We start from the raw sequence: 25223 nt of genomic DNA, 5'->3' as shown, positions 1-25223 counted from the left end.
CTCCATGACCGAGCCCCTCGTCCCCACCGCTCCCCAGCAGCCCCCACCGACCGCCGGGACCGGTCAGAGCCCTCACCTTCAGCGCGGCAGCCTAGGTGTCGCCGACATCGTCTTCTTCGTCGTCGCCGCGGCCGCCCCGCTCACGGTCATGGCCGGCGTCGCTCCCCTCGCCATCCTCTTCGGCGGCATCGGCGCCCCGGTCGCCTATCTCGCCGTCGGCGTGCTGCTGGTCCTCTTCGCTGTCGGCTTCACCGCGATGACGCCGTACATCCGCAACGCCGGCGCCTTCTACTCGTACATCGCCCGGGGCCTCGGACGGCCGGCAGGGCTGGGGTCGGCGTTTCTCGCCGTGTTCTCCTACAACTCCTTGCAGATCGGCATGTTCGGCGCCTTCGGATTCTTCGCCTCCACCACCGCGAACGACCTCCTCGGCGTCGACCTGCCCTGGCCGGTGTACGCCTTCGCCGGGATCGCCGTCGTCTGGTTCCTGGGCTTCCGCTCCATCAACCTCGGCGCCAAGGTCCTGGCCGCCCTTCTGATCGCGGAGACCGCCATCCTGGTACTGCTCGCCGGCGCGGTCCTGGTCAAGGGTGGCGCGAGCGGGCTGAGCTTCGACTCCTTCGCCCCGTCGAACGTCTTCGTCTCGGGAATGAGCGGACCGCTCGGTCTCGCCGTCGCCGCGTTCATCGGCTTCGAGGCCACCGCCATCTATCGCGAGGAGGCCCGCGACCCCGACCGCACCGTGCCCCGCGCCACCTACCTCGCGATCGGCTTCCTCGGCCTCTTCTACGCCTTCATTGCCTGGATCATCGTGCAGGCGTTCGGCAGCGACCAGGCCGTCGCCGTGGCCGCGAAGAACCCGGCGGAGATGTTCTTCACCGCCATGACCCAGTACGTCGGCGGCTGGGCGACCGACATCCAGCGCGTCCTCATCGTCACCAGCGTGCTCGCCGCCCTCCTCGCCTTCCACAACGCCATCACCCGCTATGTCTACGCCCTTTCCGTCGAGCGCGTCGCCCCCGCGGCGCTGGGCCGGGTGCACCCCCGGCACGGCTCGCCGTGGGTGGCGGGCATCGCCCAGAGCGTCCTGGCGGTCGTGGTCGTCTCGGTCTTCGCCTCGCTCGGCATCGACCCGTACACCAAGTTCTTCCTGTGGGTGAACACGCCCGGTGTGGTCGGCATCCTCGTCCTCCAGGCACTGGCGGCCTTCGCGGTGGTCGCCTTCTTCCGCCGCAACCGCGCCGAGCACGGCGAGGGACGTCTGCGCACCCTCCTCGCGCCCGCGGCGGCGGGCGTCCTCCTCACCGCCGTCACCGTGCTGGTCTGCAAGCGCCTGGACCTGTTCACCGGCGCCGGCCCGACCGTCAACTGGACACTGGTCGCGCTCACCCCGGCCGTGTTCCTGGCCGGCATGGCCCTCGCCGCACGCATCCGCCGCACCCGGCCCGAGGTCTACGCCAAGCTCGCCACCACCGACGTCGACGCCACCTGACCGACGTGCGCGCAGCCGCGGTCCCGTCGCCCGGCCGCAGGCCGGAACACGGGACCGCCCCGCACTGTGCGTCCGGCCCACAAGACACCCGCGGCGGCGGCCTGGACACCGCGAGGCGCACCACCCACGGGTTGGGGTCGATGCGCCGCCGCAGTGCCCTGATTCGCCCACCACACCCACGGCCCGGGCGGACCCTGCTTCGGCCACGTCCTCGATTTCGTCCTCGCCGCCGCCCTCGTGGGCGAATCGCCCGCCGCGGCAACGACCGCGGCATCCTGGGAACCGTCGGGCCGATGTCGACGGGCAGCGCCGTCATCCACCCGGCTGGAACGGTGTGGCGGGCCATGGACATGCGCCTCCGCGCCTCGCGGGCGATCGCCCTGAGGGTCACCCTTCTCCTCATCACCGACGTGCTCGGGATCGCCCCGCGGCAGGACTGCTGCCGCTCGCCCGGCGAGCCGTGGCGTGCGCAGACCGCCGGCGAACACCGGCCCATGAGCATTCACGTGTCCGCGCCGACGGTGTTGATCGCGGTCTACGCCGAGCCCGCCTCGTCGGCGGTGGCGGGTACGTCGGCATCGGTGGCGCGCCCTGCGGCCCGGCCCCCGGTGCCGGTCCCGGTCTCCACGGCCGGGGCCAGGAAGGCGGCGCCCACGACACAGGCCAGCACGACGAACATGGCGGGGCGCAGGCCGACATGACCGCCGAGAAAGCCGAGTCCCGGCGGTCCGACGAGGAAGGCGACGTAGCCGACGACGGCTACGAGACTGACCCGGGCCGTCTGGTCGGGGCCGGATTCCCCGGCGGCCGAGAGCGCGAGAGGAAAGCCGAGTGAGGCGCCCAACCCCCACAGCAGTACGGCGGCTCCGGCCAGGACAGCGTTGTCCGAGACGATGACGATGAGCAGGCCGAGTGCACCGGACAGGGCACTGGCGCGCAAGACGAGGGTGCGGCCGAAACGGTCGAGGAGGAAGGTGCCGGCGAAGCGGCCCAGCGTCATCGCGGCGGCGAATGCGGCGTAGACGAGGGAGCCTGCCGTGGCGTCCATGCCGTGGCCGTCGACCATCAGCAGCGGCAACCAGTCGTTGGCCGATCCCTCGGCCAACGCCATCGCCAGCACAATCGCGCCGATGAGCAGAAGCCGCCCGTCCTTCCATACCGCCGGGCGATGCTCGTCCACGTCGGACGCGTGCGGCTCTTCGGGCGCGGCACGACCGGTGTCCGACGGGATGGCGCGTACCGCGTAGAGGAGGAGGCCGGCGGAGAGCAGGACGATCACCGCGAGATGCCAGTGCACCGACACGCCGGCCGCCGTCGCCGCCATGCCCGCCCCGGCGCCCAGTACCGTACCCAGGCTGAAGCAGCCGTGCAGAGCGGGCAGGGTGGTCCTGCCGCCGACCCGCTCGACGTCCGTGCCGTCGACGTTCACCGCCACGTCACCGACGCCCAGTCCGGCGCCGAAGAGGCACAGGCCGACGGTCACCGTCGGCACCGACGCGGAACCGCTTCCCCAGCAGATCGTGGCCATTCCCGCGATGAGGAGCCATGTGCCCCAGACGATGACGGGCCGCGTCCCGAACCTGGACACCAACCGGCCCGAGCAGGAGATACCCGCCATCGAGCCGAGCGATAACCCGAACACCACCAGCCCCATGTGTGTGGTGGAGAGGTGCAGCCGGTCCCGGATCGCGGGCGTGCGCGTCACCCAGGAAGCCATCGCGATCCCGGCCAGAAGGAAGAGCAGGAACAGCGCGTGACGCCGCCGACGCACGGCTCGGTCCATGAGAACACTTCTCCGTCCGACGTGGGGCGGCTCGCGATCAGGCCTCGACACCCCGCCCGGCCCACATCAAATGTACATGCCATTCCAGCACGACAGAGAGCGCTTTCACCTGCCGCGGGGCACCCTAGGAGGGCGACCCACGGGCGTCCTCCGCGGAGGAACCGGTCACTCCGGGGCCGAGAACCCGAAACCGGGTCCAGCACTGCCATGAGCGCGAAGAGCTCTGCTCGGGGCGAAGTTCCGGAGCCTCGCGCACCGGTCGGACGTCGCCGGAGGCCGGTCGCGCAGTCGTGGGCGTCTCCGTCGCGGAGAGGGCCCGTACGCGCGATACGTCAGCGCATGTCCGCCGCGTCGAGCAGCGCGACCACCGTGGGGGCGACAAGCCCTGCCGCCGTGTCGGCCTTGATCCCCGCGCGAGCGCTGGCGCCGTCGAATACCAGGCTGAGCTGCCGGGCCAGCAGGTCCGGGTCGTTGGCCCCGCCCCGCTCGGCCTCGCCACGGAAGAAGGCGGTCACGGTCCCCTTGACCCGGCGGGCCACCCGGCTCGCGGGGTGACTCTGATCCTTGAGCTCGATCTGCACGGCCAGGTACCGGCAGCCCCGGAAATCGTCGGCAGCCGCCTGGCTTTCCGCCTGCTCGAAGACGTGCAGGATCCGCTCGCGCGGCGGACGGTCGTCATCCGCCGGAGGAAGGAGCGCCGCCACATAGGAGGCGGCCTGCTCCTCCAGGCTCGCCGCCAGCAGTTCGTCTTTGCTCTCGAACAGCTGGTACATGGAGCGCTTCGACACCCCTGCCGCCTTGCACAGCGCGTCGACGCCGATGCTGACGCCATCGCAGTAGGTGAGCGCGGCCACTGCCTCCAGCAGCCGCTCTCGGGAGCTTGACTTCGCCTCTGTGGTCATATTGCGAGGTTAACTCGATTCCGACCCGTTGAAAACCGATCGGTTTACGGCATGTGCCGGAGGTGATCTTCGGGGCCGCTCATGGGAGTCGTGTCGGCTCGCCACGGCCGAGGCCGAAGAGTGCGGACCGAACTCCGCGAGAACGGCATGAGCAGGGCGGCGCCTTGACGGCAGCGGCGACCGGACGCCGGCGCTTCCGGTCACCAGGACAACCGCGCCGTGCCAGGTTCGGCGCACCCGTGCGCCGATCGGGGCCTTCGTGGCCTCGATCAGCGCCGGGCATTCCTCGCCCTGGTGGATACGGACTCAGTGGGCGATCACGGGCTCGCCCTCCGACGGCGCGAGAGGCGCATTCGGTACCAGGAGCGCCGAAACGACGGCCCCGACCACGAAGAACCCGGCGCCCCACGCCAGGGTGGCCGTGTATCCCTCGACCCCCGCCTGGGCCATGGTCAGTGCGCTCGGCTTGCGCGAGGACAGGTAGTCCGTCGCCGCCGACGAGGCAACGGTGGTCAGCAGCGCCGTGCTAATCGAGCCACCCACTTGCTGACCGGTGTTGATCAGCGCCGAGGCGACGCCCGAATCCTCGTGATGTATGCCCGCGGTCGCGCCCTGGAACGCGGTGGTCATCACTCCACCGAGGCCGAGCCCCAGCAGGATCATTCCGGGCATGATGTGGGCGACGTAGGTGCTGTCCAGCTCGAGCCGGGTCAGCAGGGCCATGCCGGACGCGGCCACCAGGAAGCCGGCACTGATCACGATCTTCGGGCCGACCCTGGGCAGCAGCAGCGAAGGTGCCGTGGTCGACGCGGCGACGATGCCCGCGACCATCGGCAGGAACGCCAGGCCGGTCCTGATCGGCGAGTAGCCGATGCTGGCCTCCAGGTAGTAGGTCAGGAACAGGAAGATCGAGAACATCCCCATACCGATGACGAACACCGCCAGGAACGAACCGCCACGGGTCCGGTCCAGCACGAGGCGCAGCGGCAACAGGGGATGCGCCGCCCTGGACTCCAGCCACACGAACACCGCGAGCAGCACCACACCGACGATCATGGAGCCGAGGGCGACGGGATCGGTCCAGCTCGTGGACTCGACGTGGGCGAACCCGTAGACGATGGCGAACAGTGCCGCGCTCACCACGGCGGTACCGGGAATGTCGAGTTTGGGCCGCTCGGCGACCGTGGGCTTGGCCAGCAGCAGCACCGCACCCACCAGAGCAACGGCAGCGAAGATGACGTTCACGTACATCACCCAGCGCCAGGAAGCCCATTCGGTGAGCATGCCGCCGAGCAGCAGCCCGACCGCGCCCCCGGCACCGGCCAGCGCGCTGAAGATGCCGAACGCCTTCGGCCTCTCGGCCGGGTCGGTGAAGGTCACGCTGAGCAGCGAGAGTGCCGCGGGCGCGAGCAGCGCGGCGAAGAGGCCTTGAGCCACACGCGCCGCGACCAGGATGCCGAAGCTTCCTGCCGCGCCGCCGAGGACGGAGGCGCCCGCGAAACCGATCAGGCCGGTCACGAAGGTGGTACGTCGGCCGAACAGGTCGCCGAGTCGGCCGCCGAGCAGCAGCAGGCTGCCGAACGCCAGGGCGTAACCCGTGATGACCCACTGCCGGCTGCCGTCGCTGAAACCGAGGTCATGTTGCGCCGCGGGCAGCGCGATGTTCACGACGGTCGCATCGAGGGTGACCATGAGCTGCGCCGTGCCCAGCACGCCGAGCACCCACCAGCGCACGGCATGTGAGCCGCGGCGGCCCGAGTCTGTTGTTCCGGAGGCGGGTGCCCCACGGTCGAAGGTGGTACTCACTGTTCCCCTTGGTTGCTGTTCACGGGCCGACCACCGGTCGGAAACCGATCTGTTTCCAGGTAGGAAAACAGATCGGTTTCCATGACGCAAGTGACCGACCCCCTCACTCGCGGCGATCGAGCCGAGCGAACCCCGGCGGGCTTGCATCAGGAAACCGATCGGTTTACCATGCTGAAAGCTGATCGGTTTCCTGCGGTACGACGCCCGAGACCTGGGGGAACGATCACACCTGGACGGCGGTGCGATTTGAGTCGGATTCTGGTGACCGGTTCCGCGGACGGTCTCGGACGTGCTGCGGCGGACACGCTCCTGTCCGCGGGCCACGATGTCGTGGTGCACGCCCGGAACCTGCAGCGAGCGGCGAGCCTCGACGTGTTGGTCGGCCGAGGTGCGCACCTCGTGGTGGGTGACTTCGCCGAGCGCGACGCCGTACGGCACATCGCGGCCGAGCTGAACGAGGCGGAGCCGCTCGACGCGGTCATCCACAACGCCGGCGTGTGGAGCGGGCCGGCGGTCATGCCGGTCAACATCGTCGCGCCGTACCTGCTCACCGCCCTGCTCGGCCGGCCGCGCAGGCTGGTGTACCTGAGCAGCGGATCGCACTTCAGCGGCCACCCGTCACTCGCGGGGGTCGACTGGCGAGGGAAGAGCGCGGGGTCGTACGCCGACAGCAAACTGTTCGTCACCACGCTCGCGGCCGCGGTGGCCCGCCTGCGCCCCGGCGTGCTGAGCAATGCCGTGGACCCGGGCTGGGTGCCGACGAAAATGGGCGGCCCGAGCGCGCCGGACGACCTCGAACTCGGTCATCGGACACAGGAATGGCTCGCCGTGAGCGACGAGCCCGAGGCTCTGACCACCGGCGGGTACTGGTATCACCGCCGACAGCGGGATCCGCATCGCAGCGTCCACGACGAGGCGTTCCAGGCCCGTCTGCTGGAAACGCTGGCGGAGGAGACGGGCACAGCTTTGTAGGACTTCGACGGCGGGTCCTGCCCGGGGACGAGCGGCGGGCGACCCAGGCCGCGGTCACCGGGCGTAGGCCTCAGGGGCCTCGCCACCGGATCACGTCGAGGGCGCGTCGGCCGGCGCCGAGCTGGCGGCGTAGGCGCTCTCGCCGGCGAAGGCGAGTGGGGCGTCGAGGTCGTCGGCGCTCGTGTCGAGGACCTTCTTCATGAAGTCGGACCGGGGTGCGGGGCTGTGCTGAAGGATCTCGACACTGAAGGATCTCGATCGGGCCCGAGGATGCGGCAGCGGCGCGCAGGGCCGCCGTCAGCGACCCGTGGTCGAGAGCGCGAAGGTGGTCACGGTGGGTCCTTGTGCGGGACAGGAGGCCGTGCCGTACGCCGGGACCGGGCGGCCAGGGGCTCGGTCCGGGTGAGGGTGGCGTGGTGGGTCAGGGGGTGAGGAGGGTCTTGATGGCGCGGCGTTCGTCCATCGCCTTGTAGCCCTCGGCGACCTGGTCCAGGGGCAGGGTCAGGTCGAAGACCTTGCCGGGGTTGATACGGCCCGACAGGACGCGGTCGATCAGGTCCGGCAGGTAGCCGCGGACCGGGGCGGGGCCACCGCGCAGACCGACATGGGAGAAGAACAGCTCCTGGCCGTCGACGGCGACGCCGTGCGGGACGCCGACGAAGCCGACGTTGCCACCGGGACGGGTGGCATGCAGCGCCTGCCGCATGGACTGCGCGGTGCCCACGCACTCCAGCACACTGTCGGCGCCCACCCCGTTCGTCAGGTCCTTGACGCGGGCGATGCCTTCCTCGCCGCGTTCGGTGACGATGTCGGTGGCGCCGAACTCGCGCGCGAGTCGCTGCCTGCTCTCATGGCGGGACATGACGATGATGCGCTCGGCGCCCAGTTCCTTCGCGGCGATCACCCCGCACAGGCCGACCGCGCCGTCGCCGACCACGACGGCGGTGGAGCCGGGCTTCACTTCGGCGGCCTTGGCGGCGTACCAGCCGGTGCCCATGACATCGGAGAGGGCCAGCAGGCTGGGAAGGAACTCCTCGGCGGGCAGGTCGTCGGTGGCGACCAGGGTGCCGTGGGCGTTGGGGATGCGCACGTACTCGGCCTGGCAGGTCGACATGAACTCACGGTGCACGCAGGAGGACTGATAGCCCGCCAGACAGTTGGGACAGGTGTTGTCGGAGGTGGCGAAGGAGCCGATGACGAACTGGCCCGGCTCGACGTTCGTGACCTCGGCTCCGACCTCCTCGACGATGCCGACGTACTCATGCCCCATCGGCGTGGGCTCGCCGATCGGATCGGTGCCGCGGTAGGGCCACAGGTCCGAGCCGCACACACAGGTGACGACCGTCCGGATCACCGCGTCCGTCGGCCGGAGGATCTTCGGGTCCTCGCGCTCCTCGAAACGGATGTCGCCGGGGCCGTGCATCACTGCTCCACGCATGAGGGTGCTTCTTTCGGTGCGAGGGTTCTGGTCGGCAGCCCCGAAACGAAAGCACCGCGTGCTTCGCTCCGGGCTGCTCGATATCGAGCCTCACACGCGGACGCGGGCGCGAAAAGCGGAAAGATTCATCCTGGGAGGGAAACATCAAGGGGAGAGAACCCTCCCCCCTTCCCGGCGTGCGATCGATGCCATGCTGGGCAGCATGACCAGCAGTGTCCCCCTCAATGAGCTGGGACAATTCCTCAGGAAACGCCGCTCCGAACCGAGCCCGCGCACGGTCGGACTGCCGGAGACGGGCGGACACCGCCAGGTGCCCAGGCTGCGCCGCCGGGAAGTCGCCCACCTCGCGTCGATCAGCACCGGGTACCACACCCGGCTCGAACAAGGACGCATCGCCGCGTCCGCCCCCGTTCTGGACACGCTCGCCCGAGTACTCCACCTGGATGACGACGAGCGCGGCTACCTCTTCCAGCTCGCCGGCACGACCGTCACTCGTACGCGGCGCAGCGGGTCCAGCCGCGGCCGCAGCGCGTCCTTGACGGCCTCACCACGCACACCGGCGATGGTGCAGGGCCGGTGGGGAGACGTCCGGTGTCCCTTCCCGTGCCTGTCATGGCAGCCGAGGCTTCGGGTTTCCAGGGCTGTGAAGTGCGCCAGGGTAGAGGAGCGACGTCGACATGACAGAGTCGGTTCCCGAGTCGTCGGCGGCCCCGTCGGCTGATGTTGCGCGGGCTCGGGCCGAGATCGCTGTGAGCCTTCCAGCTCCGCTGGTCGCGTTGTGGAAGGTGACGGACGGCTTGATGACGGATGCCGGTGTGACCGTGTACTCAGCCAGGTGCATCGGTGAACGCAACACCACCTACGAAGTCGCGCAGTACGCACCGGGTCACATTCTCATCGGCGACAACAGTGGCGGCCGCGGGTTTCTCCTGCAGGCCGACGAACCGAACTCCACCGTGTTCGCCTCAGACCTGGGTGACCTGGGTCCTGACGACTTCGAGGTCGAGGCCGTGGACTTCATGTCCTGGATCGCATCGCTTCGGTCCGACCACACATGATCGCGCTGTTGGACGACGACCTCGGGCCTACCGCGGGGGCTGCCTTCAGGCTCGGATCCCCTCGAAGAACACCACCCGGCGGAAGGCAGCGTCCCGCCATCTGGACAGACGCATCCACCGTGTGGGCGCGCCTGCTCGCGGGAACGGGCTGAAGCCGCGCCCGTCCCGTTGCGGGGAGCCACAGCCCGTGATGCGATCGACGCCACCCGGCGCAACCACCACAGCGCAGGCTGCGGCCTGGGTCGGGAGGTGGCCCGACGACGCCGGAAGGCGTCAGGGGTTGCGGGCGGCAGGCGGCCCAGTGGCTTGCGACCCGCGGCGAGAGTGTCGTGGACACCGGTGTCTCACTCACCGTGAGGTCGACGCCCGCGTTGTCAGTGGGGGCGGAGATGATGCACTCCATGACTGATGCGCAGTACTCCCGGCTTGCTGCCGAGCACCTTCCCGGCGATCTCGGCCGGCGCTGGACAGCGCTTCTGCGGCCTTGCCATCGCCTTCGTCGGGCGATGGACGGTGAGCGGACCGTGGCTGTCCTCGGCGGAAACCCGGAACTTCCGGCAGGAATCGGCTGGCCGGAGTGGCCAGGACACGGGCCACTGTCCTTCATCGCTTCGGTGCGGTGTGCCGCCCTACCCCGCGGGGGGCTTGCCGAGGAGTTCCCGCGGAAGGGAATCCTGCTTTTCTTCTTCTTCGACGGCCAGGTCGACGAAGATGTCCTCGTTTCGGCTGACGACCCCGAAACCCGGGCTGGGGCTCAGGTGTTGTACGTCCCGGAGGACACCCCGGTCTTCCCGACACAAGCGCCCCCGGAACTCGAAGCGTTCTCCCGGGTGGAGCTGACCGCGGACACGGAACAAAGCGCCCCCGATCTGTGGCTGCCCCAGGCCCGTCAAGCCCTGCTCGGAGATAGCCGACCATGGCCTCACCCTCGCGAGACCCCGGCTGAGCTCAAGTCGTTCCTCCGTGCCTTCGGCCGTCTGCGTACCCGAATCGGTCACCAGGTCGGCGGCCACGCCCTGCCCGTCCAGGGGCCGGTGGAGTACGACATCGCGAACGCGGCGCTCGACGGCATGCATGCGTGGGGCGACCGGCCCCTGGACCAGGAAGCCGAGCGCTGGATACTGCTCGCCCAGTTCGACAGCGACGGAGACGCGAAGATGGCGTGGGGCGAAGAGGGAGCTCTCTACTGGCTCATTCGCCCCGATGACCTCGCCGCCCTACGCTTCGACCAGGCCCGGTTCACCGTGCAGGGCTAGTAGTTTGACAGGGGTGATGAGGGCCGGGCCGGACGAGAAAACCTGGTTGCGGGTGCCGGGAGTGCCTCTGCCACTGTGGGGGTTTCATTGACTCCCGCGAGGTCCTCATGACGATCTACTTCTACGGTGCCAACGAGGTCCCGTACGGATGCTTCTCGAACTTCTCCGATCACGGCTTCGACCTTGACGGGTTGTGGTGGCCCACTTCGGAACACTACTTCCAGGCGCAGAAGTTCGCCGGCACCCGCCATGCCGATCTCGTCCGGCGTGCTCGCACGCCACTGCGGGCGGCCGAGCTGGGGCGTGATTCGTCCAAACCTCTGCGAAGGGACTGGGAGCGGGTCAAGGACGACGTGATGCGCCGTGCGGTGGCGACCAAGTTCCGTGCGCATGACGACATCCGCGAGATTCTGCTGTCCACCGGTGATGAAGAGATCGTCGAGGACACCACCATCGATCATTACTGGGGTCGAGGCAGGACCGGCACCGGAAAGAACATGCTCGGAAAGATCCTGATGCGCACCCGCGGCCGCCTCCGCGCTGAACTTGCCGAAGCCCACAACTGTCATGGCCGCCCTGGCCGATAGCAAGGAGCACGTGCGGTGTGCCGCGTGGGGTGGGGCCCTCGGCCTCAGAGGAGTGGGTGGGGTGAAGCAAAGCCCGGGCATGCCGCAGGAGGATGACCGCCGCCAGTTCGCGCCCGGCACGCGGCTCTGGAGCCGGAGCCGCTGCGCGGACATGGCAGTCACAAGAGAAGTTCGACCCGCAGCTGATCTACGGGGACGACTGCCCCACGGTGAGGCCGACCCAAAGCTCCCGTGTTCGGTACGTTGATCAGAGAGACCGATGACAAGGAGACGACGACGATGCAGCCGGAGGTCTCCGAGGTGTATCAGTGTGCCGCAAGCCGCTTGGCCGGACCCGACGTCGGTGTACACCTGCCCGCGTTGCGGGACTTGGAGGTACTGGCCCAGGCACATCCCGCGCAGCGGCGCCCCGTGGCCGACACCGTCTGCCGCTACCTGCGTGACCCGGTCGTGCAAGCGGCCGACGGTTCCGTCGGCCTACGCGCGGCGGCAGCCGCCACGCTCGCCGCCCTGGCGCGCCGGCATCCGGTCACAGACCAGGTCCCGGTCGGTTCCGTGTGCGGTGCCGACTGCGAGGACTGCCTGGACATCGACCTGAGCGGCTCGGTACTGCCGGACGTCGACTTCACCGGCTGCCGTTTCGGCCGGGTCCGCTTCGCGGACACTCACTTCCGTGGCGCGTGCGTGTTCGACGGCGCGCGCTTCACCAGGGAGGCACTGTTCGAGAGGGCGGTCTTCGAGAAGGACGCGCGCTTCGCGGCTGCCCGGTTCGGCGACACGGCCGTGTTCGGGCGTACCAGGTTCCGGGCAGGCGCCGACTTCTCGGGCGCCCGCTTCCAGGGGATCGCCTGGTTCGGCCGGGGAGAGGAAGCGCTTCCCGAGGACGACCTGGCGTGGGAGCAGGTCGAGGCATGGCGTCCCGTCGCCTGGGGCGAACTGAACGAGGACGACCCGCTGTGGCCCCTGGCCGTACTGGAGGACGACTACCAAAGCTGGGAGGAAGGCGGCGACGGGGCGCGTTTCAACGGCCGGGTGTCGTTCACTCACGCCCGGTTCGAGAGGGCCGCCTGGTTCTGGAAGGCGCGCTTCGGCGGCGAGGCGTTGTTCCACCAGGCCGTCTTCGGTGGACGGGTCCACCTCGTGCAGCCCTCGGCCGACCTCACCGGTGCCGGGCTCTCGCACACCGCCCATGCCGGAGAACAGGTCTGGCCCCTCGGCTGGACCGCGGCCACGCCGGGAACCGCGGACGGGTGCGACGCGCGCCTGATCCCCGACGCGTCCGTCGCGCCGTACCACGGTCAGCTCGCCGATCCCGACCCCGAGGTCCGCATCGCCGGCCTGCGCATCCTCGGTGAACTCGGGGACGCCGAACCCGAGCTCAGGCAGCGTGTGGTGGACACCGTGTGCGCGTATCTGCGGATGCCGCTGGCTTTCGACGTCACCGCCGACGTCTTCGCGCTGACTGCCTCCCAGTTCGGTGAAGTACGAACGCGGCGGGACGCTCAGCGGCTGCTCGCCGACCGCACACGCCCCTCCGCCAACCGGTCGATCTGGGAGGACATACGCCTACGGCTCTCCGGAGCCACACTGATCAACTTCGATATGAGCGGATGCCACCTGGCACACGGGGACTTCACCGGTACGCAGTTTCACGGGAGCACGACGTTCGCGGGCGCATCGTTCGGCGAGGTGTCGTTCAGCCTGCCGTACGCGCGCGACGGACGCGCCTGCTTCCACGGCCCAGCCGATTTCTCCGACGCGCGGCTCTCGCACTGGATGCTGCGGCACTGCCTCTTCCGCGCCGACGACTCCGTACGCGGGACCGGGGCCACCCAGGACCTGGTGCGGATGCTGTTGGGAGCCAGGGGCGCCTCGGCCCCCTCCGACATCACCGCCGGATTCCGGAAGGCGCTGCTGACAGCCGGCTCGGAAACCCCTGACAACCTCGCCTGCGTCGAGCACCTGGAGTACGGCACGGTGCCGGGCCCTCCCTACGCCCCTGAGCGGGAGAGGTCCGGGCTGAAGATCACCGGCACCGACGTCCTCGTCTCTGACGTGGCCCGGCGCATCGAGGACACCCCCGTCCCGGCCTCCGTCGCCGGAGACTTTCCCGAACTCACCCCCGAGCAGTGGTCCGCCGCCACCCGCGTCATCACCCTCCTTCTGGGCGCACTCGAAGCGGACTGACCTCCGGATAGCGTGCTGTCCTTCCCCCGCACCGTCCGGGGGCGCGGCGACCGGACAAGGCACCCGACGGCGCAGACATACTGCTCGCAGCATGCCGCCACGCCCTCACCGGCTGGTCAGACCACGCCCCCGGCGCCGGTGCCGCGCTGTCGCCCCCGCTGCCCCTCGCAGTCCGGTCCAGCCGCCCGACCGCCCGGACCGGCACGGAAAGAGCGTCGACCGCAATCAGTTGACTTCCTCCCCCTCCTGAAGGAGGGAGATTCCTACGGCTCGCGCCGCAGTCGTTCCTGCTTCGTCGCCGACTGCCCGCCTGGAAAACTCCAGACTGCACGCTTATCCGCACAACCTCTTATCCGACCGCTGCTCGGTTGCCGATGCCAGTGCTGTGGTGCTCTTGAGCGGCAAGGACCTGATCGGCGTGATCGATCGCCCACTGGCCGAGGGCAGCCAGCGGTCCGTCAGCGAGGCTGCCGCCCAACTCGGACAGCTCATACGCCACGGAGCGGTCGGCCGGCGTGGCGATCCGTATGATCAAGCCGTTGGCGTGCAGACGGCGAAGCGTCTGGGTCAGGACCTTGTCGCTGACGCCCGCGATGCCACCCAGAAGGTCGATCCGGCGGCGTCTGCCCGCTCGCAGCGCCATCAGCACCACCGGGTCCCAGGTGTGAGCGATCAAGTCGGCGGCAAGGCGCACAGCACAGTCGGCGGCGAAGGGCGAGCAGTCGTCGTTCACACGTCTCTTCCTATCCGATTCGGGCCTACCGATTGGTAGGCCCGAGGTTCCTACCGTAGCGAGGCATCCGGCCTTCGAGGAATGGGAGAGCAACGTGCGTATCGGAATTCTCGGCACCGGCGTGATGGCCTCAGCACTGGCGGAGGCGTGGACACAACGTGGACACCATGTCCTCGTCGGAGGCCGTTCACAGGACAAGGCTCGGACGATCGCCGAGCGGCTCGGCGACGCGGTCGAGGCGGTCGACCCCGTGCAGGTGGCCAGGGCGAGCGATGCCGTGGTCGTGGCAGTGGCGTGGGAGGGGCTCGACCAAGTGCTCGCTCTCGCCGAGGCCCACGAGGGCTCATTGGCGGGCAAGGCCGTGATCGACTGCACCAACGCAGTCGACTACGCCTCCGGCCTGCTCAAGCCGCCCACCGGGTCGGCGGTGCAGCACATCGCCGAGCGAGCCGTAGGCAGCCGCATGGTCAAGGCGCTGCACCTTTTCGCGGGGACGAGCTGGCTGACGCCGACGCCGGCGGGGCAACCGAAGCGGACTGTGGCAATGTGCGGCGACGACGCCGCAGCGCTCGACATCGCCGCCGAGCTGATCCGCGACCTCGGTGGCGTGCCCGCCGTGATAGGCGGACTGGAGCACGCCCGTCAGCTTGAAGACGTGGCGGGTTTCGTCATGCGGCTGGTCGCCGCGGGCCACAACCCCGTCACCGCCGTGCCCGTCGTCGACCGGTCACAGGACTGACGACGTCGCTCATCGCATGCGCTGCCCGACAACCAGCGCTCACATTCCGGCAGTGCCCATCCGCGGTCATGCATGGACAGCCGCCATGACGGCAGCACAGGCCCCCGCTGATCACTGAACGTCACACCTTCGTGATCACCGGGACCTGTGCCCGCGTTACGGCCGGTGCTCCCCACGCCCCCAATCTGCGCGAGCTCTGAGTTGACCTCGGCGGCCGGTGTGCCGCAGCTCACGGATGCCAAGGCCCCTGGCCGGGAACACCCTGAAGCGGTTGACCGTTCATCAGAACGTGGCGAGCGGAGGGGACAGTGTCCCCGGGCCTCACCCATGGCCCGTGGGGACGATCGTCCGGCTGAAGCCCCACGGAGCCCTTCGCCGAGAGGCGACCGCCCTCCGCACGTCACCACCCACGGCCCCGGCTGGTCTCCCCCGTCCAGCCGGGGCTTTCCCCATCGAGTTGCAGCGACACGGGAGGTGCCTCCTCCTCGTCGAGAGGGATCCACGCACGGTCGGCACGAGTGCGGTTGTCGCGTTCGGACGAACTTCCCCCCACTCAACAGCGCCTTACGCAAGAATCAGCCGCCGTCGCCCGCCGAGAAGGCCACCTCCGCCGTGTCCACGGTCTCACCGCTGCGCCCGGGGGCGCTCTGCCACTGCCAGTAGAGATTGGTGTGCGCGATCACCTGGTCCGGGGCGGGCGCGCCGTACTCGCTGAGGTCCTCCGTCGTGTGCGCGTCGCCGACCAGTGTCACGTCGTACCCGCGCGCGAACGCGCCATGGAGGGTCGAGCGGATGCACGCGTCGGTCTGGGCGCCCGTGACGACGAGCCGGCCCACGCCGCGCTCGGCGAGCAGCGTCTCCAGCTCGGTGGCCTCGAAGGAGTCGCCGTAGCTCTTGTGGACGAGGGGTTCCGTGTCACGGCGGACCAGTTCCGGCACGTACTGCCAACTCTCACTGTCCCGCTTGAGATGGTCGTCGGAGTGCTGCACCCAGACCACGGGCACGTCCTGCGCTCGCGCTCTGTCGACCAGGGTGTTGATGTTCGCGATCACGCCATCGCGGTTCAGAGCCTCGGCCACGACACCGTTCTGGACATCGATGACGAGCAGGGCGGTGTTCGGCCGATCGGGCAGGCTTGTCACGGGAACCTCCTGTGTCGATCGCGGAGCCTGTATCGCCCCCACACTAGGCGGTGCCACTGACAGTGGCGCGGGCCGCTCCGACGGTACGTCGGGCACCGAGTCGTCCCTGCGACGCGCCGTTCGACTGGGGGACCGAGTGCCGGCCGACTGGACCATTCCGCAGACATGGCCGTCGTTGTCCTCGGCCTCCCAACGCCGGAAGTCGATCACCTACGACCACTGAGCCACATCACACCTACTCGTCTAGTGACCTGAGTCAGAGATTCGTCGGCAGTAGGCGGCGACTTTGTCGAGGATCTCGTCGGCTGTCTTCGTCCAGACGAACGGTCTGGGGTGCTCGTTCCAGTCGGTGAGCCAGGCCCTGATGTCTCGTTCGAGGGCTTGGACGGAGCGGTGGACGCCGCGCTTGAGCTTCTTCTGGGTCAGCTCGGCGAACCACCGCTCGACCAGGTTCAGCCAGGACGCGCTGGTCGGCGTGAAGTGCAGGTGGAACCGCGGGTGGGCCAGCAGCCACCGCTTGATGTCGGGCGTCTTGTGGGTCGCGTAGTTGTCCAGGATCAGATGAACCTGCAGATCAGCGGGGACTTCCTTGTCCAGCTTCGCGAGGAACTTCTTGAACTCCGCCGCCCGGTGACGGCGGTGGAGGGAGCCGATGACCTTGCCGGTGGCGACCTCCAGGGCGGCGAACAGGGTCGTGGTGCCGGCCCGGACGTAATCGTGGCTGCGGCGTTCGGGAACGCCGGGCACCATCGGCAGAACCGGCTGAGACCGGTCCAAGGCCTGGATCTGCGACTTCTCGTCCACGCACAGCACCAGGGCCTTCTCCGGCGGATCGAGATACAGCCCGACGACGTCGCGGACCTTGTCGATGAACAGCGGGTCGGTGGACAGCTTGAACGTCTGCGACCGGTGCGGGGCCAAAGCGAACGCCCGCCAGATACGCGAGACCGTCGACTGGGACATTCCCGTGGCGGTGGCCATCGACCTGGTCGACCAGTGGGTCGCGTTCTTCGGCGTCTCCTCGAGTGTCTTGACGATGACCCGCTCGACGTCGGCATCGGTGATTTTCCGGGGAACGCCGGGCCGCGGGTCGTCGCACAGGCCGTCCAGTCCCCGCTCGATGAAGCGGCGCCGCCAGGTGCGGACCGTGTCCGGAGCGATCCGCAGCCGACGGGACACCTCCATGATCGAGTGGCCTTCGGCGCACTCGAGCACGATCCGCGACCGCTGAGCCAGAGCCTGAGCCGTCGTACGGCGGCGTAACCAGCCCTCCAGCACCGCGCGCTGGGCATCAGTGACCGACAACGGCGGAATCTTCGGACCCGGACGACTCATGCCCGACTAACGACGAATCTCTGACTCAGGTCACTAGGGCCCTTCTGACGGATCTCCGTGGGTGAAGGAGCGGCGTTCGTGCCGGGCGTCGCGACGCCGCGGAGATCCGTCAGAAGGGCCCTAGGTCCGGATGCCGCTGATCAGGCTGATGCGGCCGGTGCCGGGGAGGGTGGGGTCGAAGGCCGGGGGTACCGGGCGGCCGTAGGTGCGGGCGAGGTCGGCCGCGTCCTGGCTGACGGTGGTCCAGCCGTGCCGGGCCAGCCGCAGGGCGGGGTCTTCCGTGCTTTCGTTGCGCCACAGTGCGGCGAGCGTGTGCAGGACGTCGTCGTCGCTGGTGTGGGCCAGCGCGGCACTGGTCTGTTCGGTGTGGAACATGGCCAGGCTGCCGTACTCGAGGGTGAGTCGGCTGGACGGGGCGCTGAGGGTGCCGATGCGGGTGAGCAGGTCTTCGCCCTCCCTCTCGGTCAGGTAGACCATGATGCCCTCCGCCAGCCAGGCGGTCGGCCGGGTGGGGTCGAACCCCTGGGCGCGCAGTGCGCTCGGCCAGTCCTTGCGCAGGTCGGCGACGACGGCGGTCCGAGTGCAGTCGGGTGTCGGCACGCGGCCGGTGATGATCCGGTCTTTGAAGGAGAAGATGTCGGGCCGGTCGAGTTCGAACAGCCGGACGGGTGCCGGCCAGTGCAGACGGAACGCCCTGGCATCCAGACCGGCCGCGAGGACGACGACCTGCCGGCAGCCCGACTCGACCGCTTCGCGCAGGCTGTCGTCGAAGTACCGGGTGCGCAAGGCGAAGTAGTCGCCCATCGCCAGCCTCATCAGTTCGCCCCGGGAGCTCGACCATGCCGCCAGCTGAGTGCCGGCGGCGGCGACGGTCTGGACTGCGATCTGGTCGTCGAACAGCCGGTCCGGGCGGGTGCTCTCCAGGGCACGGGCCGAGGCCACCGCCAGCGCCGTCGTGCCCACGGCCGTCAGCGCGCCGTCGGCGGCGGCGTCGGCGGGCGTGCCGGGGCGTGGTTCGCCGGCGGTACGGTGGCCGCCGTCCGCCTGCGTCATCTGCGGCGTCTGCGGGCCGGTCGTCCGCTGGGTCTCGCGGTGGAACGGCACGCCCCGCCGCCAGATCCGTCGTATGGCTCGGGTGGCGGTGATGTCCCGCGTCGGGTCGCCCTCGACGAGGATCAGGTCGGCCCGCAGGCCGGGAGCGATCCGGCCGCGGTCGTGCAGCCCGAAGTGGCGTGCGGGGCTCGCCGTCGCGGCGGTGAGCGCCTCCGACGGGGTGAGGCCGGCCATCACCAGCAGTTCGAGTTCGCGGTGGAGCGCCGCCCCGTGGACCACCGGGCACGCCCGCCCCGGTGCGTTGTTGGCGTCCGTGCCCGCCAGGAGCTGTACCCCGGCCCGGTGCAGGTGGCGCGTGGTGGCGAGGGCGTGGGCGAAGTCGAGACCCGGGTGCGGGACGGTCACGGCCAGGCCCTCGCGGCCGTGGCGGACGGCCGCGCCGATGTCGGCGGGCAGATGGGCGGCGATGCGCTCGTCGTCGGCGAGCGCGCGCCCCTCCGTGGCGCCGCTGGACATCTCCATCATCGCCAGGGTGGGGATGAACACCCTGCCTTCCGCCGCGGCCTGGTTGACCAGTTCGAGGGGCAGCGGCGCGTCCAGCGGGAGGTGCGTGACGGCGTCGACGCCCGCGTCCAGGGCGTCGCGTACGGTCGCGGCGTCGGCCACGTGGGCGACGGTGAACAGGCCGGCCGCCCGGGCCGCTTCGGTGACCGCGGTGGCGGTCGCCGCGTCGAGCGTGGGCAGTTCGGCACCGTGGTGACAGCCGTCGTCGAACATGAGCTTGATGTAGTGCGCGCCTTCCTTACGGCGCGTCAGGACGTACTCCTCGGCGTCCTGCGGTCCGGCCAGCGACGGGATGTAAGGCATCGAGGCGACGGGGTGGCCGCCGGTCGGACAGACCACGGTTCCGCTGCTCCGCAGGTCGGCGAGGTCGTCGTGTTCACCGGCGCTGGTGCACAGCCAGGCGGTCAGATCGGCCGGGAAGCTGAACATGTCGAGCTCGGTGGTCACGCCGAACGTCAGGGCCAGGCGAAGGTTGTGCAGGGTGCCCATGACATGGGTGTGCGCGTCGATGAGGCCGGGGAGCAGGGTGTGACCGCTTGCGTCGACCACCTCGGCGACCCGCTCCATGTCAGCGGCGTCGATGTCGGCCGTACGCGTCACCTCCGTCACGAGTCCGTCCTCGACGTACACCGACACGCCGTCCAACACGCGCTCCCCGTCGAAGACGCGTGCGCCGTCAATTCGGATCATGAGTAACTCCTCAAGCAGCCGTTGCCAAGGACGGGGACGATGCGAGGAGGACCACGCTAGGGCCGGGGAGAGCCCGGCACCCGCCTCACGGGCCGAGACCTGGGGGAACCACTAAGCCTCGATCCACCGATGGAGCCGTGGGTCGAGCAAGCGTCCTGACACGGAAGTGCCCCTCGGATCAGGGAAACAGAGCTTGTCCAAGGTTCTGTTTACCCGATGCGAGAGGCAACTCGTAGACGCGATCCGAGCACGCTCCGGCGGCGGTGTCTGCGGCCTTCGACGGTCCGAATCGCCAGAAGGGCGGCACCACCGGCCGTCTTCTGGGCAAACAGGCAGAGGTCATGACATCCGGTGGGTGCGGACGTGGCGTTGACAGCACGGTCCCGGGGAGGGACCCGGAAGGCGGCGGGGAGCGGTCAGCCGTCGATCTGGCGGAGGGTGTCGTCGAGGCGGCTGGCCACCAGCCACTGCTCGACGGCCGTGATGTGAACGGTCGCGGCGGAGACCGCGAGCAGCGCGTCGCGTGTCTGGAGCGCGCGGAGGATCTCCTCGTGATCCTGGTGGGCGCTGTCCAGCGCATCATGGGTGCGGCTGCCTCGGACGATGCGTACCCGCTGGGTGCGGGTGGAGAGCACCTGCAGGAGCATGGTGAGTACCGGGTTGCCGACGGCTTCGACGATGCGCAGGTGGAAGGCGATGTCGTGGGCGACGAAGTCCTCGACAGTGGCGGCGGAGCGGCACCGGTCGAGGATGTCGCGGAGTTCCTCGAGGTCGTGTGGTTGCAGTATGGCCGCGGCCAGTCCGGTCGCCTGGGGTTCGAGGAGTCTGCGCACCTGGAGCAACTGCAGGGCGGCACTCCCCTGGGAGACGTCCGCCGCGAAGGACAGCGTTTCGAGGAGCAGGTGGGGCTCCAGGCTGGAGACGTAGGTGCCGTCGCCCTGTCGGCTGATCAGGATCCGCATGGCGGTCAGGGCTCGCACGGCTTCGCGCAGCGAGTTGCGGGAGAGGCCGAGCTGTTGGGCGAGGACATCCTCCTTGGGCAGGCGGGAGCCGGGGGCGAGCTCGCCGGCGACGATCATCGCCTTGATCTTGTCCATTGCCTCGTCCGTCAGTGCCACGAGGGTGCCTCTCTGTGGGGGGTGCGTAGGAGCCGTCGCCCGCTGCCCGGTCCTCGTCCGGGCAGCGGGCGGAACCGCCGAGTCGGCGGCTACTCCTGCTTCTCGCCGGAGGCGAAGCGGGAGATGATCAGGGCGACGATGATGATCGCGCCGTTGAGGAACTGGTTCCACAGGGGCGGTACGCCCGCCAGGGTCATGACGTTGATGACCAGCTGGAGGGTGAGGACGCCGGTGAGGGCGCCGAAGACGGAGCCCTTGCCGCCGTTGAGGCTGACCCCGCCGATGACGGTGGCGGCGAAGACCTGGAAGATCCAGCCGCTGCCCTGGGTGGCGGAGATGGAGCCGTAGTGGCCGCTGTAGAGGATGCCGGCGAACGCGGCGAGCAGGCTGCCGATGATCAGGACGACCCAGACGATCCGGTCGACGCGGATGCCTGCGGTGCGGGCCGCCTCGGCGTTGCCGCCGATCGCGTACAGCGCGCGGCCGTGCCGCAGCCAGGCCAGCGCGCTGCCGCCCACCGCGAACAGCAGCGCGCAGATCCAGATGGAGGCCGGGACACCCAGCCAGGAGGCCTTGCCCAGGTATGTGAAGGAGGACGGCAGTTCCACGATGGACTGGCCCTCGGAGAGGGCGACCTGGAGTCCGCGCAGCATGGTCAGGCCACCGAGGGTGACGATGAAGCCGTTGAGGCGCAGCTTGAGGATGAGGAAGCCGTTGAAGGCGCCGATCGCCGCGCCGACCACGAGGCAGAGAGGGACCGCCGTCCATTCGGGAAACAGCCCGAGGCCCGTGAATCGCCCGCCGCTGGAAGGCAGCACGAGCCACACGGCGATGACCGGAGCCACACCGATGGTCGACTCCAGGGACAGGTCCATCCGTCCGCAGACGAGGATGAAGGTGGTGGCGAGGACGAGCAGGCTCAGCTCGGTGGACTGCTGAGCGACGCCGATCAGGTTGTCTGCGGTGAGGAAGGCCGGCGAGACGATGAACCCGATCACCATCAGGACGAGGATGGCCGGGACCAGGGACAGTTCACGGAAGCGGCCGAGGTCGACACGGCGGCGGGCGGTGTCCGCGGAGGCCGGCTCCGCCGCGCTCGCTGCGGGCTCGGTGAGATCTGTGGTGGCGGACATGACTACCTTCCGTGCTCGTCGGTGCCGGATACGGCGGATGCGAGGGGGGTGCCGACGCCCTCCATTGCGGCGACGACGTGTTCGTCCTTCCAGCCGCGGTCGAACTCGGCGACCACGTGGCCGTGGAACATGACGACGACCCGGTCGCAGACTTTGAGGTCGTCGAGTTCGTCGGAGACGATCAATGCGGCTTTGCCGCCATCGGCGACCTGCCGGATCCTGCCGAGGAGGAACTCCTTGGACTTGACGTCGACGCCGTTGGTGGGCCGGATGGCCACCAGAACGTGGGGGTCGGTGGCGAGGGCGCGGGCGACGACGACCTTCTGCTGGTTGCCGCCGGAGAGGGCGGAGACCGGGGTGGCGGCGCCCGGGGTCTTGATGTCGAGGTCCTGGATCATGCGCTGGGCGAAGGCCCTGGTCCGGGCCGGCAGGACCATGCCCAACGGGCCGAGCTGGTCGGTGACGGTCAGGGTGGCGTTCTCCGCCACGCTGCGCTTGTTGACCAGTCCCTGTATGTGGCGGTCCTCGGGGACCAGACCGACCCCGGCGGCCAGGGCGGACGGCACGCTTCCGGTGCGCACGCTCCTCCGGCCGACCGAGATACTGCCGTCCTGGGCCCGGTGCAGACCGGCGACGGCCTCGCCCACCTGGACGTTGCCGCTGGCCGCGGCACCGGCGAGCCCGACGACCTCGCCCGCGCGGACCGAGAGGGACAGCTCCTCACAGGCGCCGGGAAGCGTCAGACCCTTGATCTCCAGCAGTTCCGCGGAGCCTGACCGCGCGGCCGGGGACCGGCTCTCGGCGACCGCTGTGGCCGAGGCCGACTCGCCGGTCATGGCCTCCACCAACGCCTGGTGGCCGAGCTCGGCCACCGGGGCGGTCAGGATGTGGGCCGCGTCGCGGTAGACGGTGACCGTGCTGCAGAGGTCGTACACCTCCTGCAGGTGGTGGGAGATGAAGAGGAAGGCGACGCCCTGGTCCTGGAGGTCGCGGAGCTTGTCGAAGAGCCGGCCGATGCCGCGGGCGTCGAGCTTGGCGGTCGGTTCGTCGAGGATGATGAAGCGGGCGCCGAAGGACAGGGCTCTGGCGATCTCGACGAACTGCCGCTGTTCGACGGTGAGGTCTTTCGCGCGTGCGGCGGGGTCGACGGCCACGCCGTACTCGCCGAGCAGCTCTTCTGCGCGCAGCCGCAGTTGCTTCCAGCGGATGGGCTGCACCGCGCCGGCGCTCTGCCGGTTCAGGAAGAGGTTCTCCGCGACGGTCAGCTCACCGATGATCGTGGAGCGCTGGTAGACGCAGGCGACGCGGGAGCGCCAGGCGTCGATGTCGCCGAAGCCGGGCGCCGGTTCGCCCGAGAAGCGCAGGGTCCCGGTGTCGGGCTGCTGGAGACCGGTGAGGATGGAGACGAGCGTCGACTTGCCGGCGCCGTTGCGGCCGACCAAGGCGTGCGACTCGCCCGCGGCGATGCTGATACGCGCGTCGCGCAGGGCGACGGTCGCGCCGAACCGTTTGCTGATGCCGGTCGCCTCGGCCACCGGGGCCGGATGCCCGGGACCGGTCGCGGTATCCGCCATGGTGGATTCCGTCCTTTGACGTCGGATGCTGGGGAGCGGGGAGGGCGCGGTGGGGACGGAGGCGAGTGCCGGTCCCTCCCCACCGCGAGCGTGAGCTGCCGGTGTCAGCCGACGTTGTTGCCCCACAGTGCCTTGTCTTCCACGTTGTCCTTGGTCACCAGCGGAGCGGGCAGCTGGTCCTCGAGGCCGTTCGGGATCTTGACGATGGTGGAACCGTGGTCGGTCGCGCCGGGCTTGAAGGTCTTGCCCTCGGCCGCGGCCTGGGCGTAGTAGAGCGCGTACTTGGCGTAGAGGTCGGCGGGCTGTGAGACGGTGGCGTCGATCTGACCCTTGCGGATCGCGTCGAACTCCTGCGGGATGCCGTCGTTGGAGATGATCGAGATGTGGCCCTTCTGGCCCGTCGGCTTGAGCAGGCCCTTCTGCTGCAGCAGCGCCAGGGTGGGCTGGAGGAAGACACCGCCGGCCTGCATGTAGATGCCGTTGAGGTCCGGGTGCTGGGCCAGCAGCGACTGGAGCTTGGCGGAGGCCACGTCGCCCTTCCAGTCGGTGGGCAGCTCGAAGACCTTGATCTTCGGGAACTTGCTCTTCATGCACTCGGCGAAGGCCTCGGAGCGGTCGCGGCCGTTGATGGAGTCCAGGGCGCCCTGCAGCTCGGCGACCTTGCCCTCGCCGTTGAGCTGCTTGCCGAGGAACTCGCAGGCCTTTGTGCCGTACGCCCGGTTGTCGGCGCGGACGACCATGTAGACGTCGCCCTTGTCGGGACGGGTGTCGACGCTGACCACCGGGATCTTCTTCGACGAGAGGGTGTCGAGGGTCGAGGCGATGGCGCCGGTGTCCTGGGGAGCCATGACGATCGCCTTGGCGCCGGTGTTCTCGAACACCTGGACGTTGGCGACCAGCTTCGTGACGTCGTTCTGCGAGTTGCTCAGTGGCAGGGCGTTGATGCCGTCGGACTTGATGTCCTTCTTCACGTACTGCGCGTAGGAGTTCCAGAAGTCGGAGTCGGAGCGCGGCAGGTCGATGCCGATGGCCGGGGCGGCACTGCTCGAGCCGGCCGAGTCGGAACTGTCGCGGTTGCACGCGGTGACGAGCGACATCGTCGCGAGGACGGCGATGACGCCTGCGGCGGCGGGGCGGGTACGAGCGAGCTTCATAACCGGGTTCTCTCTTCAGGCAGGGCGGGGAGCCGCCGGGCGAGGGTGAGGGGGCGTACTCGTCTGCGGGGGAAGGACGAGGCCGCCGACCGGACAGACTGCGGATCCGGCACAGGGCTTGTGCGGACCACATCCGAGGGCGCGTGAGGGAGTGGCAGCCAGACGGACGCGCGGGCCCAAGGTCCGCACGGTGCGCTCCGGTTGTACACCGGAACGTGCGAGCTATTCCTCCGATGTATCTGGGACGTCGAGGACGTTACGACGGCGTTGCCAGCGTTGACAAGAGTGTGTGGCCGCAGATTTGCGTGACCTTGGCCCGCAGGGCGCCACGAGTCCGCGCGCGCACCCTGGACCGTCTGCCGCAACCGCTCCTCACCTGCGCTTATATCGATGGCAGCGGGTTCGTGGCACCGAGCGACACCAGCTCACAATTCAGCAACAACGCCACCGCGGACCCCTGCATGAGGGCGAGACAGGGGGCACGCGCGGCAGTGTCCGCCCCTCGGA

The 25223-nt window shown here is 69.4% G+C and carries 19 protein-coding genes and 2 pseudogenes; 8 read left to right on the top strand and 13 right to left on the bottom strand.

The features are described from left to right. The first annotated feature begins 4 nt into the window (after window positions 1-4). A complete protein-coding gene (locus tag OG852_RS45630; protein ID WP_330351013.1) occupies window positions 5-1492 on the top strand; it encodes an APC family permease in 1488 nt (495 codons plus the stop codon). Window positions 1493-2027: 535 nt separating this feature from the next. On the opposite strand, the gene OG852_RS45625 is transcribed toward OG852_RS45630, so the two are convergent. The 3 genes from OG852_RS45625 to OG852_RS45615 form a co-directional block, all read right to left on the bottom strand. Beyond that, window positions 2028-3275: an MFS transporter gene (locus OG852_RS45625; RefSeq protein WP_330351012.1), complete on the bottom strand. Its 1248-nt coding sequence runs from the start codon at window positions 3273-3275 to the stop codon at window positions 2028-2030. Window positions 3276-3607: 332 nt separating this feature from the next. Beyond that, entirely contained in the window at window positions 3608-4177 is a 570-nt protein-coding gene (locus OG852_RS45620) for a TetR/AcrR family transcriptional regulator (RefSeq protein ID WP_330351011.1), read from the bottom strand. A gap of 306 nt (window positions 4178-4483) precedes the next feature. Further along, window positions 4484-5983 carry an MFS transporter gene (locus OG852_RS45615; protein WP_133917752.1) on the bottom strand — a complete coding sequence of 500 codons (1500 nt, stop codon included), beginning with the start codon at window positions 5981-5983 and terminating at the stop codon, window positions 4484-4486. Window positions 5984-6229: 246 nt separating this feature from the next. On the opposite strand from OG852_RS45615, the gene OG852_RS45610 reads away from it, so the two are divergent. Beyond that, a complete protein-coding gene (locus OG852_RS45610) occupies window positions 6230-6955 on the top strand; it encodes an SDR family NAD(P)-dependent oxidoreductase (RefSeq protein WP_133917724.1) in 726 nt (241 codons plus the stop codon). A gap of 421 nt (window positions 6956-7376) precedes the next feature. Here OG852_RS45610 and OG852_RS45600 read toward each other — a convergent pair whose 3' ends face one another. Further along, window positions 7377-8393, bottom strand: coding sequence for a zinc-dependent alcohol dehydrogenase family protein (locus tag OG852_RS45600; RefSeq protein WP_330351010.1), 1017 nt, complete (start codon window positions 8391-8393; stop codon window positions 7377-7379). Here OG852_RS45600 and OG852_RS51115 point away from each other — a divergent pair. The 5 genes and pseudogenes from OG852_RS51115 to OG852_RS45575 all read left to right on the top strand — a co-directional run. Then, window positions 8359-8796 (top strand): annotated as a pseudogene (locus OG852_RS51115) (hypothetical protein); the annotation flags it as partial. The gene OG852_RS45600 and the pseudogene OG852_RS51115 overlap by 35 nt on opposite strands. Window positions 8797-9070: 274 nt before the next feature. Next, entirely contained in the window at window positions 9071-9451 is a 381-nt protein-coding gene (locus tag OG852_RS45590; protein ID WP_330351009.1) for a hypothetical protein, read from the top strand. A 401-nt stretch (window positions 9452-9852) separates the two neighbouring features. Further along, window positions 9853-10707, top strand: a complete 855-nt coding sequence (locus tag OG852_RS45585; RefSeq protein WP_330351008.1) for a YwqG family protein — start codon at window positions 9853-9855, stop codon at window positions 10705-10707. 107 nt (window positions 10708-10814) lie between these two features. Next, complete coding sequence (locus OG852_RS45580; protein ID WP_133917728.1) at window positions 10815-11294, top strand: NADAR family protein; 480 nt, start codon at window positions 10815-10817, stop codon at window positions 11292-11294. Window positions 11295-11705: 411 nt separating this feature from the next. After that, entirely contained in the window at window positions 11706-13481 is a 1776-nt protein-coding gene (locus tag OG852_RS45575) for a pentapeptide repeat-containing protein (RefSeq protein WP_330351007.1), read from the top strand. 349 nt (window positions 13482-13830) lie between these two features. On the opposite strand, the gene OG852_RS45570 is transcribed toward OG852_RS45575, so the two are convergent. Then, entirely contained in the window at window positions 13831-14214 is a 384-nt protein-coding gene (locus tag OG852_RS45570; protein WP_330351006.1) for a winged helix-turn-helix transcriptional regulator, read from the bottom strand. Window positions 14215-14308: 94 nt separating this feature from the next. On the opposite strand from OG852_RS45570, the gene OG852_RS45565 reads away from it, so the two are divergent. Further along, window positions 14309-14953 (top strand): NADPH-dependent F420 reductase, encoded by a 645-nt coding sequence (locus tag OG852_RS45565; protein ID WP_330351005.1) that lies wholly within the window; start codon window positions 14309-14311, stop codon window positions 14951-14953. A gap of 575 nt (window positions 14954-15528) precedes the next feature. Here the strand turns inward: OG852_RS45565 and OG852_RS45560 are convergent. The 8 genes and pseudogenes from OG852_RS45560 to OG852_RS45530 all read right to left on the bottom strand — a co-directional run bounded on the left by OG852_RS45560 (window position 15529) and on the right by OG852_RS45530 (window position 24716). Further along, a complete protein-coding gene (locus OG852_RS45560) occupies window positions 15529-16095 on the bottom strand; it encodes a cysteine hydrolase family protein (protein WP_330351004.1) in 567 nt (188 codons plus the stop codon). 243 nt (window positions 16096-16338) lie between these two features. Further along, window positions 16339-17430: an IS630 family transposase gene (locus tag OG852_RS45555; protein WP_330351003.1), complete on the bottom strand. Its 1092-nt coding sequence runs from the start codon at window positions 17428-17430 to the stop codon at window positions 16339-16341. A gap of 120 nt (window positions 17431-17550) precedes the next feature. After that, entirely contained in the window at window positions 17551-18483 is a 933-nt protein-coding gene (locus OG852_RS51110) for an SAM-dependent methyltransferase (protein ID WP_133917754.1), read from the bottom strand. A 48-nt stretch (window positions 18484-18531) separates the two neighbouring features. After that, a pseudogene (locus OG852_RS51105) lies at window positions 18532-19737 on the bottom strand (amidohydrolase family protein); the annotation flags it as partial. A 416-nt stretch (window positions 19738-20153) separates the two neighbouring features. Next, window positions 20154-20855: a FadR/GntR family transcriptional regulator gene (locus OG852_RS45545; RefSeq protein WP_330351001.1), complete on the bottom strand. Its 702-nt coding sequence runs from the start codon at window positions 20853-20855 to the stop codon at window positions 20154-20156. Between the two features lie 89 nt (window positions 20856-20944). Beyond that, window positions 20945-21988: an ABC transporter permease gene (locus OG852_RS45540; protein WP_133917733.1), complete on the bottom strand. Its 1044-nt coding sequence runs from the start codon at window positions 21986-21988 to the stop codon at window positions 20945-20947. A gap of 2 nt (window positions 21989-21990) precedes the next feature. Next, complete coding sequence (locus tag OG852_RS45535) at window positions 21991-23562, bottom strand: sugar ABC transporter ATP-binding protein (RefSeq protein WP_330351000.1); 1572 nt, start codon at window positions 23560-23562, stop codon at window positions 21991-21993. A 104-nt stretch (window positions 23563-23666) separates the two neighbouring features. Beyond that, on the bottom strand, window positions 23667-24716 hold the full coding sequence (locus tag OG852_RS45530; protein ID WP_133917735.1) for a sugar ABC transporter substrate-binding protein: 1050 nt from the start codon (window positions 24714-24716) through the stop codon (window positions 23667-23669). Window positions 24717-25223 lie beyond the last annotated feature (507 nt).

The organism is Streptomyces sp. NBC_00582 (assembly GCF_036345155.1).
Lineage (GTDB): Bacteria > Actinomycetota > Actinomycetes > Streptomycetales > Streptomycetaceae > Streptomyces.
Note: the sequence above shows the minus strand (reverse complement) of the source record. Positions and strands in the feature narration are given on the sequence as shown.